Annotated in this window: 17 protein-coding genes; 10 read left to right on the top strand and 7 right to left on the bottom strand. The window is 63.6% G+C overall.

Annotation, left to right across the window (positions count from 1 at the left end; translation table 11 throughout):
- The first annotated feature begins 1 nt into the window (after position 1).
- Genes gspG through J5M58_RS12215 form a run of 4 tightly spaced genes read left to right on the top strand, consistent with a single transcriptional unit; the run spans position 2 to position 1,844 of the window.
- Positions 2 to 448 (top strand): type II secretion system major pseudopilin GspG, encoded by a 447-nt coding sequence (gene gspG, locus J5M58_RS12230; protein WP_075046635.1) that lies wholly within the window; start codon positions 2 to 4, stop codon positions 446 to 448.
- Complete coding sequence (gspH, locus tag J5M58_RS12225; protein ID WP_112249641.1) at positions 445 to 909, top strand: type II secretion system minor pseudopilin GspH; 465 nt, start codon at positions 445 to 447, stop codon at positions 907 to 909. The genes gspG and gspH overlap by 4 nt, the downstream gene beginning before the upstream one ends.
- Complete coding sequence (gene gspI / locus J5M58_RS12220) at positions 887 to 1,267, top strand: type II secretion system minor pseudopilin GspI (RefSeq protein ID WP_112249638.1); 381 nt, start codon at positions 887 to 889, stop codon at positions 1,265 to 1,267. Before gspH ends, gspI begins: the two co-directional genes overlap by 23 nt.
- Positions 1,254 to 1,844 (top strand): type II secretion system protein GspJ, encoded by a 591-nt coding sequence (locus J5M58_RS12215; RefSeq protein ID WP_112249636.1) that lies wholly within the window; start codon positions 1,254 to 1,256, stop codon positions 1,842 to 1,844. The genes gspI and J5M58_RS12215 overlap by 14 nt, the downstream gene beginning before the upstream one ends.
- 68 nt (positions 1,845 to 1,912) lie before the next feature.
- Here the strand turns inward: J5M58_RS12215 and J5M58_RS12210 are convergent, their stop codons facing one another.
- Positions 1,913 to 2,065, bottom strand: a complete 153-nt coding sequence (locus J5M58_RS12210) for a hypothetical protein (protein WP_181457293.1) — start codon at positions 2,063 to 2,065, stop codon at positions 1,913 to 1,915.
- A gap of 84 nt (positions 2,066 to 2,149) precedes the next feature.
- Between J5M58_RS12210 and J5M58_RS12205 the strand changes: the two genes are divergently transcribed.
- The 4 genes from J5M58_RS12205 (at position 2,150) to J5M58_RS12190 (ending at position 4,684) form a co-directional block, all read left to right on the top strand.
- Positions 2,150 to 2,698: a type II secretion system protein GspK gene (locus J5M58_RS12205; RefSeq protein ID WP_207878233.1), complete on the top strand. Its 549-nt coding sequence runs from the start codon at positions 2,150 to 2,152 to the stop codon at positions 2,696 to 2,698.
- Positions 2,691 to 3,800, top strand: a complete 1,110-nt coding sequence (gene gspL / locus J5M58_RS12200; protein WP_207878231.1) for a type II secretion system protein GspL — start codon at positions 2,691 to 2,693, stop codon at positions 3,798 to 3,800. Before J5M58_RS12205 ends, gspL begins: the two co-directional genes overlap by 8 nt.
- A gap of 92 nt (positions 3,801 to 3,892) precedes the next feature.
- Entirely contained in the window at positions 3,893 to 4,276 is a 384-nt protein-coding gene (locus tag J5M58_RS12195; protein WP_220087572.1) for a hypothetical protein, read from the top strand.
- A 60-nt stretch (positions 4,277 to 4,336) separates the two neighbouring features.
- Positions 4,337 to 4,684 (top strand): YgiW/YdeI family stress tolerance OB fold protein, encoded by a 348-nt coding sequence (locus J5M58_RS12190; RefSeq protein ID WP_207878230.1) that lies wholly within the window; start codon positions 4,337 to 4,339, stop codon positions 4,682 to 4,684.
- Positions 4,685 to 4,785: 101 nt separating this feature from the next.
- Here J5M58_RS12190 and J5M58_RS12185 read toward each other — a convergent pair whose 3' ends face one another.
- Complete coding sequence (locus J5M58_RS12185) at positions 4,786 to 5,973, bottom strand: MFS transporter (protein WP_243432324.1); 1,188 nt, start codon at positions 5,971 to 5,973, stop codon at positions 4,786 to 4,788.
- A 165-nt stretch (positions 5,974 to 6,138) separates the two neighbouring features.
- On the opposite strand from J5M58_RS12185, the gene J5M58_RS12180 reads away from it, so the two are divergent.
- Together J5M58_RS12180 and J5M58_RS12175 are read left to right on the top strand one after the other, a co-directional pair.
- On the top strand, positions 6,139 to 7,041 hold the full coding sequence (locus J5M58_RS12180) for a LysR family transcriptional regulator (RefSeq protein WP_207878228.1): 903 nt from the start codon (positions 6,139 to 6,141) through the stop codon (positions 7,039 to 7,041).
- Positions 7,042 to 7,160: 119 nt separating this feature from the next.
- Positions 7,161 to 7,934: a ParA family protein gene (locus J5M58_RS12175; RefSeq protein ID WP_112249624.1), complete on the top strand. Its 774-nt coding sequence runs from the start codon at positions 7,161 to 7,163 to the stop codon at positions 7,932 to 7,934.
- Here J5M58_RS12175 and trxC read toward each other — a convergent pair.
- The 5 genes from trxC to betA all read right to left on the bottom strand — a co-directional run bounded on the left by trxC (position 7,931) and on the right by betA (position 17,175).
- A complete protein-coding gene (trxC, locus tag J5M58_RS12170; protein ID WP_112249622.1) occupies positions 7,931 to 8,365 on the bottom strand; it encodes a thioredoxin TrxC in 435 nt (144 codons plus the stop codon). The genes J5M58_RS12175 and trxC overlap by 4 nt on opposite strands.
- Before the next feature lie 129 nt (positions 8,366 to 8,494).
- A complete protein-coding gene (selO, locus tag J5M58_RS12165; RefSeq protein ID WP_112249620.1) occupies positions 8,495 to 9,955 on the bottom strand; it encodes a protein adenylyltransferase SelO in 1,461 nt (486 codons plus the stop codon).
- A 180-nt stretch (positions 9,956 to 10,135) separates the two neighbouring features.
- Positions 10,136 to 13,444, bottom strand: a complete 3,309-nt coding sequence (gene mscK, locus J5M58_RS12160; protein ID WP_112249618.1) for a mechanosensitive channel MscK — start codon at positions 13,442 to 13,444, stop codon at positions 10,136 to 10,138.
- A gap of 35 nt (positions 13,445 to 13,479) precedes the next feature.
- Positions 13,480 to 15,222 carry a potassium/proton antiporter gene (locus tag J5M58_RS12155; RefSeq protein WP_112249931.1) on the bottom strand — a complete coding sequence of 581 codons (1,743 nt, stop codon included), beginning with the start codon at positions 15,220 to 15,222 and terminating at the stop codon, positions 13,480 to 13,482.
- A gap of 255 nt (positions 15,223 to 15,477) precedes the next feature.
- The gene (gene betA / locus J5M58_RS12150) at positions 15,478 to 17,175 is read right to left on the bottom strand and encodes a choline dehydrogenase (RefSeq protein ID WP_112249615.1); all 1,698 of its coding nucleotides are present in this window, start codon (positions 17,173 to 17,175) and stop codon (positions 15,478 to 15,480) included.
- Positions 17,176 to 17,203: the final 28 nt, after the last annotated feature.

The raw sequence follows: 17,203 nt of genomic DNA, 5'->3' as shown, positions 1-17,203 counted from the left end.
CATGTCCATGCGTTCATCACGCCGCGCCGAACGCGGCTTCACTCTCATCGAAATCATGGTGGTGGTCATTATCCTGGGGGTTCTTGGCGCGCTGGTGCTGCCCAACGTCATGAGCCGTCCCGACCATGCCAAGCTGACCGCAGCTCGCACCGATATCCAGTCAATTTCCACCGCACTGGAAATCTACCGTCTGGACAACGGCCGCTACCCGACAACCGCGCAAGGGCTGGACGCCTTGGTGAAACGCCCCACGGTGGCGCCACTGCCACGTCAATGGAGTGCCCAAGGCTATCTGAAGAGCACACCAACCGACCCCTGGGGCTCGCATTACCAGTACGCAAGCCCAGGAACCCGTTCGACCCAGGGCTATGACCTCTACTCCCTGGGCGGCGACGGCCAGCCGGGCGGTGAGGAAATGGATGCTGATATCGGTAACTGGTCTGAATGAAACCGCGCCGCACTCGAGGCTTCACCCTGCTGGAGCTGCTTCTGGTGATGCTGTTGCTGGGCATTGTAATGGGCATGGCCGGGTTTACGTTCGCACGAGATCCGCAGCGTGTGGCCAGCCAGGAGGCCAACCTCTTCCTCCAGTTGGTGCAGTACGCGCGGCAGCAGGCGGTGCTGGAAGGGCTGACGCAAGGAATTCGCATCGATGCCCAGGGCTACCAACTGCTCAAAGCCTCTGAGGATGGCTGGGAGGCAGTCGGCAGGCATCGCGATATTGGCCTGGACCTGCGCTTGGAGATCGATGGGTTGCCTGTGCCGCATGCCCTGGCTGGCGGGGCGCCGCAACTGCTGATGTACGGTAATGACGAGCACACGCCGTTTACCCTGCATTTCGAGGTAGACAATGTGCGCCTTGTTTCCGTGTCGAGTGATGGCCTCAATGACCCCCAGTTCGTGCACTGAACGCGGCTTCACCCTGTTGGAGGTGTTGGTGGCGCTGGCGATTTTCGCGGTGCTGGCCGTGGCGGTGACCACGGCCAGCCAGCATGTACTGGCGCAATCGCAGGGGGTTCGAGAGCGCCTATTGGCTAGCTGGGTGGCCGACAACCACCTGACGGAGCTGGGCCTGCAAGCTGCGCCGGCTCCCGGCCAGCGGAGCCTGGAGGTCATGTTCGGTCAACACCGCTGGACTCTGCACGAAAGCCGCCGTCTGGGCGTGGGTGGCTTGCTGGAAGTGCAGGTACGTGTGGGCCTTGCTGCGGATCGCCAGGTGTTGCATCAGGCCACGGGGTGGCTGGGGATGGCGGATGCGCCGCGCTAGCCCGGGCAGGATGACCCGCCAGGGGGGCTTCACCTTGATCGAGTTGCTGTTGGCGCTCGCTATCTTTGCCGTCCTGGCAATCGGAAGTGCGCGTGTGCTCGATGTGTTCATGCGTGCCGAGTACGCACGCCACGCACAGGCCGATGAGCTGCGTGCGCTGGGCAGGGCCATGAGCTTGATCCAGCGCGACGCCATGCTGGGGTATGCGCCCGCGAGCCTGGGCAAGGGCGGTTACGGCATTCTGCTGAACGGCACTCGGGCCCATTGGTTGGCCAGCGAACAAGGCAGCCAAGCGCTCAAGCGCAGCGAGCTGAGGGTTGTCGAGTACTGGCTCGAAGACGGCGTGCTGTGGCGCCAGCGACGCACGCTGGGGCAAGGTCAGCCACGCCCGCAGCGTTTGCTCGAAGGTGTAGGCGAGCTGCATTGGCGTCTGCACGTGCCCGGTAGCGGCTGGCAGGCGCGCTGGCCAATGGCCCAGCGCCGGCCGGTGCCACCGCAGGCGCTGGAGGTGACACTGTCGACCAGGCGTTTTCAACAGATCCGGCGGGTACTGCCGCTGGGAGGCACCAGCCCATGAGGGGGCAACGTCAAAAGGGGCTGGCGCTAATCACCGTGCTGCTTGTCATGGCGCTGCTCACGTTGCTGTCAGCCGGTATGTTGCGCAGCCATCAACTGCTGATTGGTGGTGTCAGCCAGCAGATCGAAGCGTCGCGCTTGCTGCGTTTGGCTCAGGCCGGCGAGCAGCATGCCCTGGCGAGCTTGCGCCGTGAGGTAGGCGAAGTACTGCAGGTCACTCATGTTCGACAATCCTGGGCCCAGCCCCGAGCGCTCAGCCTTGGTCAGGGGCAACTGAGCCTGCAGCTGGAGGACCTCTCGGGCCGCTTGAACCTCGGCGCCCTGATGGCAGGCAAGGCACCCGACCCGCTGCTGCTCAAGCGCTGGGAGCGCCTGTGCCATTCGTTGCAGGTGGAACCACCCGCTTTGGAAGGGCTCGCTGGCCAGCCGATGCTCGACCCAACCCAGTTGCGTACGTTGCCGGGTGTTTCTGCTGAGGTAATGGCGCGTTTGCAGCCTTGGGTAGTGGTGTTGCCCAAGGAGGCGCGGCTCAACATCAACACGGTCCCGGCGCTACTGCTTGCGGCGTCCGCCGAGGTGTCGCTTACGGTGGCAAGCCAACTGGTAAGCGAGCGCCCCGAAGCGGGTTACCCCACGGTAGAACGTTTTTTGGCTCTGCCCCAACTGGAGGGCGTGGGTCTGGACAGGCGCGGGCTGGCCGTGACCAGCCGCTGGTTTCGCCTGGAGGTGCAGGCAGAGATGGCAGGTAAGCGCATGTACCTGTACAGCGACCTGGAGATCGATTTGGACACGCATCAGGTTCGTGTGGTGCGGCGTGTGTTTTCTGCGATGCGGGAGCAAAGAGCAGATGAGTGAGAATTGGCTGTACCTGTTGCCGGAAGGGGTTGCGGCGGCCGATGCGCGGTGGCCGGTGTGGCTGCGTGCGGCGGATGGCAGCCTGCACAAGGCACGACTGGAGGAGCTGGCTTTGACGCTCACCGGTCCTGCTATCGTGGTGGTACCTATGGAGATGCTGGGCAGTTGCGAGATCGGTCCTGTGCCGGGCAAGCGGCCCAAGCCTGAAACATTGGTCTACGCTGCCGAAGACCATTTGGCAGCGCCGCTGGAAACGCTGCATCTGGTGTTCGGCCCGCCGGATGCGCAGGGGCATCGCCGGGCTCTGGTGATAGAGCGTCAGGTTCTGGCCAGCCTGATGGCCTTGTTGAAAAGCCAGGGAATCGACCCGCTCGGGATCCATGTCGATGCCGACCTGCTGGGCGCCGAGCAGCCCCGTGCACTGTGGCTCGAGGGTCGCTGGTTGTTGGGTGGGCATGGTGGGCCTTGGCTGGTCGCCGGCCCCCAGGCAGCCGAGGTCCTGGTGCGGCAACTGCCGCTGATGGAGCGGCCGGCCGAACCTGCTGATGCAGGGCAGGCGCTCCACAACCAAACCGTCGATAGCGCCTTTCACACCTTCATCCAAGGTCGGGCCAAGGCCTTGGACCTGCGTCAGGGGCCATTTCGGCGACGCAGCCTGATCGTGCCCTGGCCCTCCCTGGCGGGCGGAGCGCTGCTGGCCTTCGCAATGGTGTGCCTGGCGGAACATCTGCGTGCTGAATGGCTGTCGGAACGTACAGCACAGCTACATGCCGAGAATCTTCAGACGTTTCTGCGTTGGGCGCCCGGGCAGTCTGTCGCAGGTGACCTGGCCACACAGATCAGGGCACTGGAATTCCGTCCCCGGGAGAAGACTACCGTCGAGGGGCTGGTTTCTTTCACGGAGCAATTGGTGGAAACCGGGAACATCACGGTTGAACGGGCTGTGTCCAGTCCCAGTGAAGGGTGGCGCATGGAAGTGGTTGCGCAAGGTTTCGATGACCTTGAGCGCTTGCGCCAGCGGGCCCCTGCCGTGCTGATGGATCAAGCCCGGCAGGTCGAGCAGGTTGTGCGCGCGACCCTGACTTTCAGGGAGATTCGCTGATGCGGTGGATTGAGCAGGCCTTGATAGGCCAATGGCAATCGATACCCGGTGATCGAAGGGCCGTGATCCTGGCCGCACTCTGGAGTTTGGCCATGGTCCTGCTCTGGCAGTTTGCCTGGGTACCCGGCAAGCAGCGCTCGCAACAGGCCGAGCTCGCCCATGCGCATGAGCTGAAGCTCAGCGGGCATCTGCAACGGGTTTCGACAGGCCCGGCCTTGGCCGGGGAAGCGGTGACGGTGCTGACACCCGCTGTTCTGAACGAGCGCGCACTGGCCGCCGGTTTGCAAATTACCGGGTTGCAGGCACGGGCCGGTCAGGTGGACGTAAGCCTCGAGGGCGAGCCTGCGCCACTGCTGGGGTGGCTGCATGCGCTGGAGCTTGACGGCGCGCAGGTCCGCAGTTTGCAGTTGCAAGTTGTCGGGGAGCGGCTGCAGGCGCAGTTGGGGTTGGCGCTGGATGAGGCCAGTGCTGATTAAGGTTGGCTTCAGCCAGCAGCGGTAGGCTGTTTCCATCGAAATCGAATCAGGACCTGTCCCATGAAAATCCGTTACCTCGCCTTGATCCTCGCCCCTCTGTTCAGCACTGCCGCCCTGGCTGCCGGCTACACCGGCCCCGGCGCCCAGTCGGTCACCACCGTAGCTGCGGCCAACGATGCTGCCGACGACACCCCAGTGGTGCTGCAAGGCTTCGTGACCAAGAAGATCAACAACGACGACAAGTACGAGTTCAAGGACAGTACCGGCACCATCACCGTTGAAATCGACGACGAAGACCTGCCGCCGACGCCGTTCAACGACAAGACCAAGGTCAAGCTGACCGGTGAGGTAGAGAAACACCTGATGAGCCGGGAGGTTGATGTGGATATGGTTGAGATCATCAACTGAGCCACTGGCCCTCTTCGCGGGTGAACCCGCTCCCACAGGTACAGCGCTGCTCTCATATGTAGCGAGGTCCCTGTGGGAGCGGGTTTACCCGCGAATGGGCCTCAAGCAGTTTTTGGTGGCAGCTTGCTCAGGTGCAACGCCACCAGCAGAGCCACCGCCAGCAGGCTGCCGATGAACAGCCCAATGCCATTCCAGCCCCACTGGTGCCAGAACACCCCGCCCGCCGTCCCGGCCACGCTCGACCCTGCGTAATAACTGAACAGGTACAGCGACGACGCCTGCCCCTTGGCCTTCAGCGCCCGCCGGCCAATCCAGCTGCTGGCCACCGAGTGCGCACCGAAGAAGCCGAAGGTGAACACCAGCATGCCTACGATAACCATCACCAGCGGGCTGGCCAGGGTCATCAGCAAGCCGCCCGCCATTACCACGATACTGGCCCAGAACACCTTGCGCCGGCCCAGTTTGTCAGCCAGTGCGCCGACCTGCGCCGAGCTGTAGATGCCAGACAGGTACACCACTGACAGCAAGCCGACCAGCGCCTGGTTCATGTGATAAGGCTCGGCCAGCAGGCGGTAGCCGATGTAGTTGAACAGGGTGACGAAGGCGCCCATCAGCAGGAAGGCTTCGAGGAACAGCCAGGGCAGGCCGGCATCCCTGAAGTGCATGACGAAGCCATCCAGCAGGCTGCGTGGGTTCATCGCCTGCGGGCGGAAATTGCGCGATTCGGGCAGCACCTTCCAGAACACCAGCGCCGCCACCAGGGCCAGGCCGCCGATGGTCAGCATCGCCGTGTGCCAGCTGACGAAGTCGATCAGCACGCCGGTGATCAGGCGCCCGCTCATGCCGCCAATGGCGTTGCCGCCGATGTACAGGCCCATGGCCAGGCCGATGTGCTGCGGGTGGATTTCTTCGCTCAGGTAGGTCATCGCCACAGCCGCAAGGCCGCTCAGCGACAAGCCGACCAGGGCGCGGGTAGCCAGTACCAGCTCCCAGCTCGGCATCACCGCGCTGGCCAGGGTGGAAAGGGCCGCGCAGACCAAGGCAAACACCATCACCGGCTTGCGCCCGATGCGGTCGGAGATAGGGCCGGTGATCAGCAGGCCGAACGCCAGCATGGCTGTGGACACCGACAAAACAAGGCTGCTCTGCGCCGCATTGATGGCAAATTCCTTCGACAGCAACGGCATCATCGGCTGCACGCAGTACAGCAGGGCGAAGGTGGCGAAGCCGCCGCTGAATAGCGCCAGCACGGTCTTCATGAAGGCGGGGGTGCCTTTTTCGATCCACATTTCGTTCAGCGGGGCAGGTTCTGGCTCGGCGGGAAGGGGAGCTACAGCAGTTTTCACGGGGGGCACCTCTGGCGCAATGAAAAAAAGCATATAGCTGGCTAATGATTAGATCCAATATATTGTTCGACCTATTTGAGATGTTTTACGACCTGTTCGGAGCTGATCATGGAACTGCGCCATTTGCGTTACTTCATCGCCGTGGCCGAAGAGCTGCATTTTGGCCGCGCCGCCCAGCAGCTGGGCATTTCGCAGCCACCCTTGAGTCAGCAGATCCAGGCGCTGGAGCAGGAGCTGGGGGCCCGGCTGTTCGAGCGTACCAACCGTCGGGTCGAGCTGAGCGAGGCGGGGCGGTTGTTCCTCGAGGAAGCCCGCCTGGTGCTGGCGCAGGTGGAAAAGGCCGCCGATGTCGCCCGGCGTGCGCAGTTGGGGGAGCTGGGGGAGATGAAGATCGGCTTTACCTCCTCGGCACCGTTCACCTCGAAGATCCCCAAGGCCATCCACGCGTTTCGCCAGCGCTTCCCGGCGGTGCACCTGAACCTCAAGGAAATGAGCAGTCGCGACGTGGCAGAAGGGGTGTTCGACGAGTCCATCGAGGTCGGGCTGATGCGGCCGATGCCGCTGCCAGAAGGGCTGGTGGTCACCGAGCTGTTTCGCGAGCCGCTGGTGGTGGTGATCAATGCCTCGCATCCATTGGCCGAAGCCACGGAGCATGGCGTGCACATGGCCGCCCTGGCCAATGAGCCGTTCGTGTTCTTCCCGCGCAGCTATGGCAGCGGGTTGCATGCACAGTTGCTGAGCCTGGCGCGCGAGGCAGGTTTCAGCCCGCATTTTGCTCAGGAGGCGGGGGAGGCGATGACCATCATCGGGCTGGTGTCGGCAGGGCTTGGGGTATCGGTGCTGCCGGCGTCGTTCCAGCGCATGCGTATCGAGGGGGTGGTTTATCGCACGCTGCTGGATGAAGGGGCGATGTCGGCGGTATGGCTGGTGCAGCGCGAGCGGGGCAATTCGGTGATGGCCAAGGCATTTGCGGAGTTGCTTACGGGGCAGGTGGCTGGCGGGGTAGTGTAGTTGCCCTGATCTGGCCACATCGCCGGCAGCACAAGACTGTCGCTCCCGGTCAAATGGCACTGGCCATTGCCGCAGCGGCGCCACATACTCGGGCATTCGTTGATACACGGAGGTCAATCATGCGGCGCGTGGTGTTCAATCAGAAAGGTGGCGTGGGCAAGTCGAGCATTGCCTGCAACCTGGCGGCGGTCAGTGCCAATGAAGGCTACCGGACACTGCTGATCGACCTGGATGCCCAGGCCAACTCGACCCAGTACCTCACCGGCCTCACCGGCGAGGAGATCCCCATGGGAATTGCCGATTTCTTCAAGCAGAGCCTGTCCAGCGGGCCGTTCAGCAAGAAGAACAAGGTCGATATCTATGAAACCCCGTTCGACAACTTGCACGTGGTCACCGCCACGGCTGAACTGGCCGACCTGCAGCCCAAACTGGAGGCCAAGCACAAGATCAACAAGCTGCGTAAGCTCCTCGACGAACTGGACGAGGACTACGAGCGGATCTATATCGATACCCCGCCGGCACTGAACTTCTATGCGGTTTCCGCGCTGATCGCCGCCGATCGCGTGTTGATTCCTTTCGACTGCGACAGCTTCTCGCGCCAGGCCCTGTACGGCCTGCTGGCTGAGATCGAAGAGCTCAAGGAAGACCACAACGAAGACCTGATGGTCGAAGGCATCGTGGTCAATCAGTTCCAGTCCCGCGCCAGCCTGCCGCAGCAGATGCTCGATGAACTGCTGGAAGAAGGCCTGCCGGTGCTACCGGTGTACCTGGGGAGCTCGGTGAAAATGCGTGAGTCGCACCATGCCAGCCTGCCGCTGATTCACCTGGAGCCCAAGCACAAGCTGACCCAGCAGTTTGTCGAGTTGCATTCGCTGCTCGAAGAGAACGCTTAGACCCCCTGGCTACGCAACCAATCCAGCAACGACTGGAGTGGAAACGCCCCAGCCTGGCGGCTGACTTCACGGCCATTCCTGAACAGCAGCAGGCTGGGGATCGAGCGAATGCCCAGTTGCCCGGCCAGGTTGCGGTTGGCTTCGCTGTCGAGCTTGGCCAGGCGGCAGCGGCCAGACAGCTGGCGGGCGGCCTGTTCGAAGGTGGGGGCGAAGGACTTGCACGGGCCGCACCAGTCGGCCCAGATATCGACCAGCAGCGGCATGTCGCCTTTGATCTGGCTGGCATAGCTGGCTTCGGTAAGTTCGAAGGGGGTGCTCAGCAGCACATCCTGTTTGCAGCGGCCGCATTTCGGCGCGTCGCCCAGGCGCTCGGCGGGCAGGCGGTTGAGGCCGTTGCAGTGGGGGCAGGGGATTACCAGTGGGTCGGACATTTCATCTCCAGTATGGCTTGCACGATTCCTTGTGGGAGCGGGTTCACCCGCGAAGAATAGGACGCGGTGGCTGGCACCGGCTGCGCCGGTGTTCGCGGGTAAACCCGCTCCCACAGGGTTCGGTGTTAATCAGGAAGAGCAGCTGATTTCCAGATGCTTGCCCCATTCCGGTGGCCGCTCGGCGTAGGCCTGCATTCCGGCTTGCTCTTCAAAGGGTTTGCTCAGCACCTCATGCAGCCGTCGCACTTCACTGTAGTCCCCCGCTTCGGCCGCTTCGATGGCTTTCTGTGCGAGATAATTGCGCAGTACATACAGCGGGTTCACCGCGTGCATCCGTTCCCGCCGACCCTCGGCATTGCCCGTTTCACGTTCGCAGCGGGCCAGGTAGTCCGCCCCCCAAGCGTCGAAACCGGCCAGGTCGATGAAGTCGTCGCGTACCACCTTCAGCGCCTCGGCTAAGGGCTGATCGCCCAGCTTGCGGAAAAACAGGTTGTAGTCCACACCACCGCTCTGCATGCACTGCAACAGGCGCTCTACCAACGCCATGTCGTCCTCTTCCGCGGTGGTCAGGCCCAGGCGCCGGCGCATCAGGTCCAGGTAGTGCGCCTGGTACAGCGGCAGGAACAGGCCCAGCGCTTCCTTGAGCGGTTCTACTTCGATCACCGTGGTCAGCGCCTGGGCCAGTGCACTGAGGTTCCAGTGGGCGATCGGTACCTGGTTGGCGTAGCTGTAGCGGCCACGGTCGTCGGAGTGGTTGCAGATGAAGTTGGCGTCGAAGTCGTCGAGGAAGGCGTATGGGCCGAAGTCGAAGGTGATACCGAGGATCGACATGTTGTCGGTGTTCATCACCCCGTGGCAGAAACCATAGGCCTGCCAGCGGGCGATCAGCTCGGCATTGCGCTCGACGATGGTGCGGAACATGGCCAGATAGGGCTGCTCGGCATCGCGGCATTCGGGGTAGTGCTGTTCCAGTATGTGGTCGATCAGCACGCGCTGCTGTTCTGGCTGCCTGGTGTAGTAGAAGTATTCGAAATGCCCGAAACGCACATGGCTCTGCGCCAGGCGGGTGAGCATGGCCGCGCTCTCGCGGGTTTCGCGCCAAACCGGGGTGCTCGAGCCGATCACGCACAGTGCCCGGCTGCTGGGAATGCCCAGGGCGTGCAGGGCCTCGGAGGCGAGGAACTCGCGGATCGAGGAGCGCAGCACGGCGCGGCCGTCGCCCATGCGCGAGTAGGGCGTCTGTCCGGCGCCCTTGAGGTGCAGGTCCCAGTGCTCGCCTTGGTCATTCAGCACTTCGGCCAGCAGCAGACCGCGGCCATCACCCAGGCGCGGGTTGTAGGAGCCGAACTGATGGCCGGAATAGACCATCGCCCGCGGGTCGGCCTCTTCCCATAGCTTGTGGCCGCTGAACAGTTCGGCAAAAACCGGCAGTTCTGCCTGGGCCGGGTCGAGGTCGAGCAGCGCCATGGCCGACTCGCTCGCTACCACCAGGCGTGGGTCTGCGATGGGTTCGGGCAGGACCTGGGTGGAGAACGCGTCGCCCAGGCGGGCGAAGCGGTTGTCGAAGGTGAGTTGGTCGAGGGCTTTCACGGGGCCGGCTCCAGAAATTGATGGACTGGGGCCGCTTTGCGGCCCTTCGCGGGCAAGCCCGCTTCCACAGGTATTGCGCAGTGCCTGAGAGCGGCGCGGCCCTTGTGGGAGCTGGCGCGCCCGCGAACGAGGGCGAAGCCCTCGCAGGGATTCTGCACAGAATAAAGTATTAGAGCCCACTCAGGCCGAAGCAGTGCCATCCGGTTTCGGCTGCTCCATCGGAATCAGCTGCTGCTTGCCGCCCTTAGAGTCCATCAGGAACACCTCGACCTGGCGCACCGAGATCTTGATGTTGTGCGCCTTGAACTCGCGGTTGATGTAGCGGTTGATCTCGTCCAGCGTCGGGTTGCGATCGCCCAGGTCGCGTACGTGCATGCGCAGCTCGTGGTCCAGCGAGCTCTCGCCGAAGTTGAGGAAGTACACGATCGGCTCCGGGTCCTTGAGCACGCGTGGGTTCTCCTGGGCGCCCTTGAGCAGCAGATCGCGCACCAGGTCCAGGTCCGAGCCATAGTCGATGCCCAGCTTCAGCGTTACCCGGGTGACCGTGTCGGTCAGCGACCAGTTGATCAGCTGGCCGGTGATGAAGGTCTTGTTGGGGACGATGATGTCCTTGCGGTCGAAGTCGGTGATGGTGGTGGCGCGGATGCGGATCTTGCTCACCGTGCCCGACAGGTTGCCGATGGTGATGGTGTCGCCGATCCGTACCGGGCGCTCGAACAGGATCATGATGCCGGAGATGAAGTTGGCGAAGATCTCCTGCATGCCAAAGCCCAGGCCCACCGACAGCGCGGCCACCAGCCATTGCAGCTTGTCCCAGCTGACCCCCAGGGTCGACAGGGTGCTGACGATGCCGATACCGACAATGGTGTACGACAACAGCGTGGTGGTGGCGTAGGCACTGCCCTGGGCGAGGTTCAGGCGGGACAGCACCAGCACTTCCAGCAGGCCCGGCAAGTTGCCGGCCAGGGCAAAGGTGATGCCGACTATCACCAGTGCGCCCAGCAGGTCGCCGAGGCTGATCGGCACCATGCTGGCGGCGGCGCCGGTGCCGCTGGTGTATTCGTAGAGGACGAAGTTGTTGAGGTAGGCGAACACCGAGATCAGGTCCGACCACACCCAGTACAGGCCAGCGATGAAGCCGCCAAGCAACGCCAGGCGGATAAGGCGCAGCGACTGCTGGTTGACCTGTTCGATGTCCAGCGTGGGTTCTTCGGTGATGACTTCGCCATCCAGCCCTTCCTTGGCCGCTGCCCGCTTGCTCAGTGCGCGCTGGTAGGCCAGGCGCCGTGCCGCCACCGACAGGCCACGCACGAAAGCGGCTTCGATCACCAGCCAGAACAGCAGCAGGTACAAGGTATAGATCAGACGGTCGGTAAGTTTCAGCGCGGTGTAGTAGTAGCCGAAGCACACGGCCACGAACAGGGCGATGGGCAGGGCGGTGAAGGCTACGCCCACGGCCTTGCGGAACAGCGAGGTGTCGCGGTGTGCCGGGCTGCTGAGCAGCAGGCGGCTGAGTAGCCAGGCCATCAGGGCGTAGCAGGCCAGTACTACGCCAATGCCCAGCACATCATCGGCCAGCGCCGAGGGCTGATGTTCGGCCACGGCCACCACCCCGACCAGTGCCAGTACCACGGTGCCCAGGCGGCGCACCCAGCCGCGCAGGAACTCGACCTGCGGCTTGTGCCAGCGGAAGTGGATTTCCGCCACGCCGCCCGGGGCGAGGATGCGGTAGGCGGTGTAGAACACCAGCCAGGCCTGGGCCAGTTGCCAGAGGGCGGCACCGAGGTTGGCATTCTGACCGCGGGCATCGATCTGCAGGGCGTAGCTGCACAGGGCCAGGCCCAGGCTGACCGGCATCGCCAGCAGGATGTTGATGAGGATCGCCTGGGGCGTGTGCCACTGGCTGTCACGGCGGAAATGGCCGATGTCCTGGTGCACCTTGCCCAGCCGCTGGTACAGGTATTTGCGCCGCCACAGCAGGGCGCCGATCACCAGCAGCAACGGCAGGAACAGCAACGGGCGCTGGCTCAGGCCGTCGCCCAGCTCCTTCAGGCCCGAGCCCCACGGCAGGTTGGCCACCTGGTCGGCCAGGCGCTCCGGCACATAGCGCAGCCAGTCCCAGTCCAGCGGCTTGTTGCTGGGGATCCAGAACATCTGCTCGTCGAGGGTGGTGCGCAGGCTCTGGGCGGTGTCCAGCAGCTGCTTCTGGTTGAGCTGCAGGGTGATCGATTCGTTGAGCAGCGCCGACAGCTCGCGGTTCAACCGCTCGAGCAGGTCGCTGCGGGTAATCGCCACTTCCAGCAAGGCCTTGCGCAGCTGTGGCGTCACCTCTTCCTGTGGCTGGGCAGCCAGCAGTTTGTCGACGTAGGTGACCGGGCTGCTCATCTGCTCGCGTTGCTGGTTGACTTCGAACTGGTACAGGCGGGTGTCGGCGATCTGGTCGGCCAGGTCGCGATCGACCTTCAGGTGCGGCAGGGTCTGCTTCTGCTTGTAGAGGATTTTCGACAGCAGCAGGCTGCCCTTGAGTACGTTGATCTGCTCGTCAAGCGCCTGGTCGGCCTGGGTCAGGCTGTCCAGCTGCTGCTTGGTGCGCAGGTTCTGCTGGGTCAGTTCGTTGAGGCGGTCGGTGCTTTTCAGCAGGTAGTCGGAGAGCTTGAGGTTGACCGCGCTTTCGGTGGCCAGCAGGCTGCTGCCGCCGGCTTTCTGGGCTTCGATCGACTGCTGGGTGACCGCTTCCTGGGACTGGGCCAGGCGCTTGTCGTTGATCAGGGTCTGCAGGTCCTGGATTTCCTGCTCCAGGCGCGCGGCGCGCTCGATCAGCAGGTCGTGGCGGGCGTTGCCCAGGTCTTGCAGCAGGCTGTTGCCGGCCAACTCCTGGCGGCGCAGCAGGGTCAGCGCGTTCAGCGAGGCCAGTTCGGCATTCAACTGGTTGCGCTGGTCGGCGTTGATCGGTTTGCCGGCGTCCTTGCCAGTCTTGAGAATGTTGTTGATCTGCTGGGTACGCGCCTGGCTGTTGCTGATTTCGGCCTGGGCGCGTTCCGGGCGGGTTTGCGAGTTGATGATCAGGCTGTTGGCTTCGGACAACGCTTTCTGCAGCTCACCCTGCAGGGTGCTGCGCTCGCTGAGCATCTGCTCCAGTTGCGGCACCGACAGGGTGGCGTACCGCTGGGCCACCGGCTGAGGCTTGCTTTCCTTGAGCTTGGCCAGTTCGCGCTGGCTGTCGCTGGTTTCTTTCGGCGCGCCGGTCAGCTGCTGCTTCAGCGCGGCGAGCTTCTTCTCGTTGTCTTCCTTGCTGGCGAGCAGGCTGAGGGTTTGCTCCAGCACCTGCTGCAGGGCTTTCTGCTCGGCCTCGGGCAGCTTGCGCTCGGCGATCTTGTCGAGGCTGTTCTGGATGCTGGCGGTGGTCGGGGCTTCTGCTGCAGTGGCTGCAAAAGAGAGAGACAGACACAGCCCGAGGAGGGCTGTGCGAAGGTACACGCGCAGTGACATAGGCAGGCTACTTGTGGATCCGGCAGAAACGAAGTTTAGAGGAACAATCCTGGTCCGGGTCGCGTTCCTTCGGGGAATCTGACGCCTACTTTCTGGATCTTGTTCCCGTCCATGGTGGCCACGGTCCAGATCGTGCCATGCCATTCGACCTGGTCACCTACTACTGGAGCGCCTCCGACCTTCTGTCGGATGAACTGGGCCAGCGGCATTTTCGCGTCCAGGCCGTCGAGTTTCAGGCCGTACAGAGCTGCCACCGCACCCAGTTCGGCATCGCCTTCGAGCACGAAGTCGCCGAAGAAACGCAGGTCCAGGCCACGTTGTGGCGCCTGGCTGAAGAGTTTGCCCAGGGCCGGCAGGTTGTGCTCGTGGCCGATCACGCAAAGCATGTCACCCACTTCCAGCACGGTGCTGCCCGACGGGTGCAGCAACTGTTCGCCCCGGAACAGCGCCGCGATCCGCGTGCCTTCGGGCATTTTCAACTCGCGCAGGGCGGCGCCGATGCACCATTTTTCGGCACCCAGGCGGTAGACGAACATTTCCCACTCGCTGGTGATGTGTACTTCCAGGGCAGAACGGGAGATTGGTGCCGGGTCTGGCGGAACCGTCACTTTCAGCAGTTTGGCCATCCACGGCAGGCTGGTGCCTTGCACCAGCAGCGACACCAGCACGATGAAGAAGGCCAGGTTGAAGAACAGCTGGGCGTCCGGCAGGCCGGCCATCAACGGGAACACCGCAAGGATGATCGGTACCGCGCCGCGCAGGCCGACCCAGGAGATAAAGCCCTTTTCGCGGCCATGGAAAGCCTTGAACGGCAGCAGTGCGGCGACCACCGACAGCGGCCGTGCCACCAGGATCATCCACAGCGCCAGACCCAGCGCCGGCAGGGCGATGGGCAGCAGGTCGTGGGGCGTGACCAGCAGCCCCAGCACCAGGAACATGCCGATCTGCGCCAGCCAGGCCATGCCGTCGAGCATGTGCAGGATACCGTGGCGGCTGCGGATCGGCTTGTTGCCAAGCACCAGGCCGCACAGGTACACGGCGAGGAAGCCGCTGCCGTGCAGGGCGTTGGTCAGCGAGAACACCACCAGGCCGCCGGCGATCACCAGGATGGGGTACAGGCCGCCAGCCAGCTTGATGCGGTTGACCAGTTGCAGCATCAGCCAGCCGCCGCCCAGGCCCAGCAGCCCGCCGATGCCGAACTCGCGCAGCAGGTGAGTGAGCAGGCTCCAGTGCAGGCCGGTCTGGCCGCTGGCGATCATGTCGATCAGGGTGACGGTGAGGAACACCGCCATCGGGTCGTTGCTGCCCGACTCGATCTCCAGGGTGGCGGTGACCCGCTCGTTCAGGCCCTTGCCGCCAAGCAGCGAGAACACCGCGGCGGCGTCGGTGGAGCCGACGATGGCGCCGATCAGCAGGCCCTGGATCAGGCTCAGGTTGAACAGCCAGGCGGCGACCAGGCCGGTGAGGGCGGTGGTGATCATCACGCCGATGGTGGCCAGCGACAGCGCCGGCCACAGTGCCACGCGGAAGCTCGCTACCCGCGTGCGCAAGCCGCCGTCGAGCAGGATCACGGCCAGCGCCAGGTTGCCCACCAGGTAGGCGGTCGGGTAGTTGTTGAAGATGATGCCGCCACCATCGACCCCGGCGACCATGCCGACAGCGAGGATGATGACCAGGATAGGGATGCCCAGGCGCGACGACAGCGAACTGACCAGGATACTTGCGCCCACCAGCAATGCGCCGATCAGGAACAGGCTGTTGATGGTGCTTGCATCCAAAGGCAGGTACTCCGGGGTATTGCGGAAAGAGGACTTGACTGGCAAGTCGCGTGCCAATCGATTCTAACCTGATGAATTGGCAGGCTGTAAAGCGTTTCTGCAGATGTGCAAAAGGCACCGCGATGGGTGCCTTTCATTGTATTGCCTGGGTGGGCCTCTTCGCGGGCGCGCCCGCTCCCACAGGTGAATCACAAATCTCAAGTTCTGTGAGAATCCTGTGGGAGCGGCTTTAGCCGCGAAGAGGCCGGGGCAGGCTTACGCCTGCTTCACTTCACGCATCGGCTTGCCCTTCACCGGTGCATCGCCCGCCACATAGTACTTGGCGGTGCTGCGCGGCAGCGGCTTGCGGCCACGGATCTTGTCCGAGATCTTCTCGGCGATCATGATCGTGGTGGCGTTGAGGTTGCCGGTGATGATGATCGGCATGATCGACGCATCGACCACACGCAGGCCCTTCATGCCATGCACGCGGCCTTCGCCATCGACCACCGCCATGTCGTCGGTACCCATCTTGCACGAGCACGACGGGTGGAAGGCGGTTTCTGCGTGCTCGCGGATGAACTTGTCCAGTTCTTCGTCGGTCTGCACGTGCGCGCCCGGGCTGATCTCGCGACCACGGTACGGGTCCAGCGCCGGCTGGGCCATGATTTCGCGGGTCAGGCGGATACCGTCACGGAATTCCTGCCAGTCCTGCTCGGTGGCCATGTAGTTGAACAGGATGCTCGGGTGCTGGCGCGGGTCCTTCGACTTGGCCTGGATACGGCCACGGCTTGGCGAACGCATCGAGCCCATGTGCGCCTGGAAGCCGTGTTCCTTCACACCGTTGGAGCCGTTGTAGTTAATCGCGACCGGCAGGAAGTGGTACTGGATGTTCGGCCATTTGAATTCAGGGCGGGTACGAATGAAACCACCGGCCTCGAACTGGTTGCTGGCGCCGATGCCGGTGCCGTTGAACATCCACTCGGCACCGATGGCCGGCTGGTTCCACCACAGCAGCGACGGGTACAGCGACACCGGCTGGGTGCAGGCGTACTGCAGGTACAGTTCCAGGTGGTCCTGCAGGTTTTCGCCAACGCCCGGCAGGTCGTGCACCACAGGGATGTCGAGGCTTTCCAGCAGGGCGCGCGGGCCAACGCCGGAGCGCTGCAACAGTTGCGGCGAAGCGATTGCGCCGGAGCTGACGATCACTTCCTTGCGGGCACGGGCTTCGACGCGCTCTTCGCTGTCGCCGACCAGGTAGGTCACGCCAATGGCGCGCTTGCCGTCGAACAGCACGCGGTCAGTCAGGGCGTGGGTGACGATGGTCAGGTTCGGGCGCTTCTTGGCCTGGTCCAGGTAGCCGCGAGCGGTGCTGGAACGGCGGCCGTTCTTGGTCACGGTACGGTCCATGGGACCGAAGCCTTCCTGCTGGTAGCCGTTGAGGTCTTCGGTGCGCGGGTAACCGGCCTGGACGCCGGCTTCGACCATGGCGTGGAACAGCGGGTTGTTGCCAGCTTTTGGCGTGGTCACGCTGACCGGACCTTCGCCGCCGTGATAGTCGTTCGGGCCGATGTCACGGGTTTCGGCCTTGCGGAAGTACGGCAGGCAGTCCAGGTAGGTCCAGTCTTCCAGGCCTGGCAGTTCTGCCCAGCCGTCGAAGTCCATGGCGTTACCGCGGATGTAGCACATGCCGTTGATCAGCGACGAGCCGCCCAGGCCCTTGCCGCGACCACACTCCATGCGGCGGCCGTCCATGTGCGGTTCCGGGTCGGTCTCGTAGGCCCAGTTGTAGCGGCGGCCCTGCAGCGGGAAGGCCAGGGCGGCTGGCATCTGGGTGCGGAAGTCGAAGCGGTAGTCGGGGCCACCGGCTTCCAGCAGCAATACGGTGACGCCGGCGTCTTCGGTCAGGCGGGTCGCCAGGGTGTTACCGGCCGAGCCGGCACCGACGATGATGTAATCGAATTCTTGGGACATGAAAGTACCCTCGTGTTGGCGGTGATAA

The organism is Pseudomonas sp. 32_A (assembly GCF_017490905.1).
In the GTDB taxonomy this organism is placed as follows: domain Bacteria; phylum Pseudomonadota; class Gammaproteobacteria; order Pseudomonadales; family Pseudomonadaceae; genus Aquipseudomonas; species Aquipseudomonas inefficax.
This window is presented reverse-complemented; position numbering and strand designations above follow the sequence as displayed.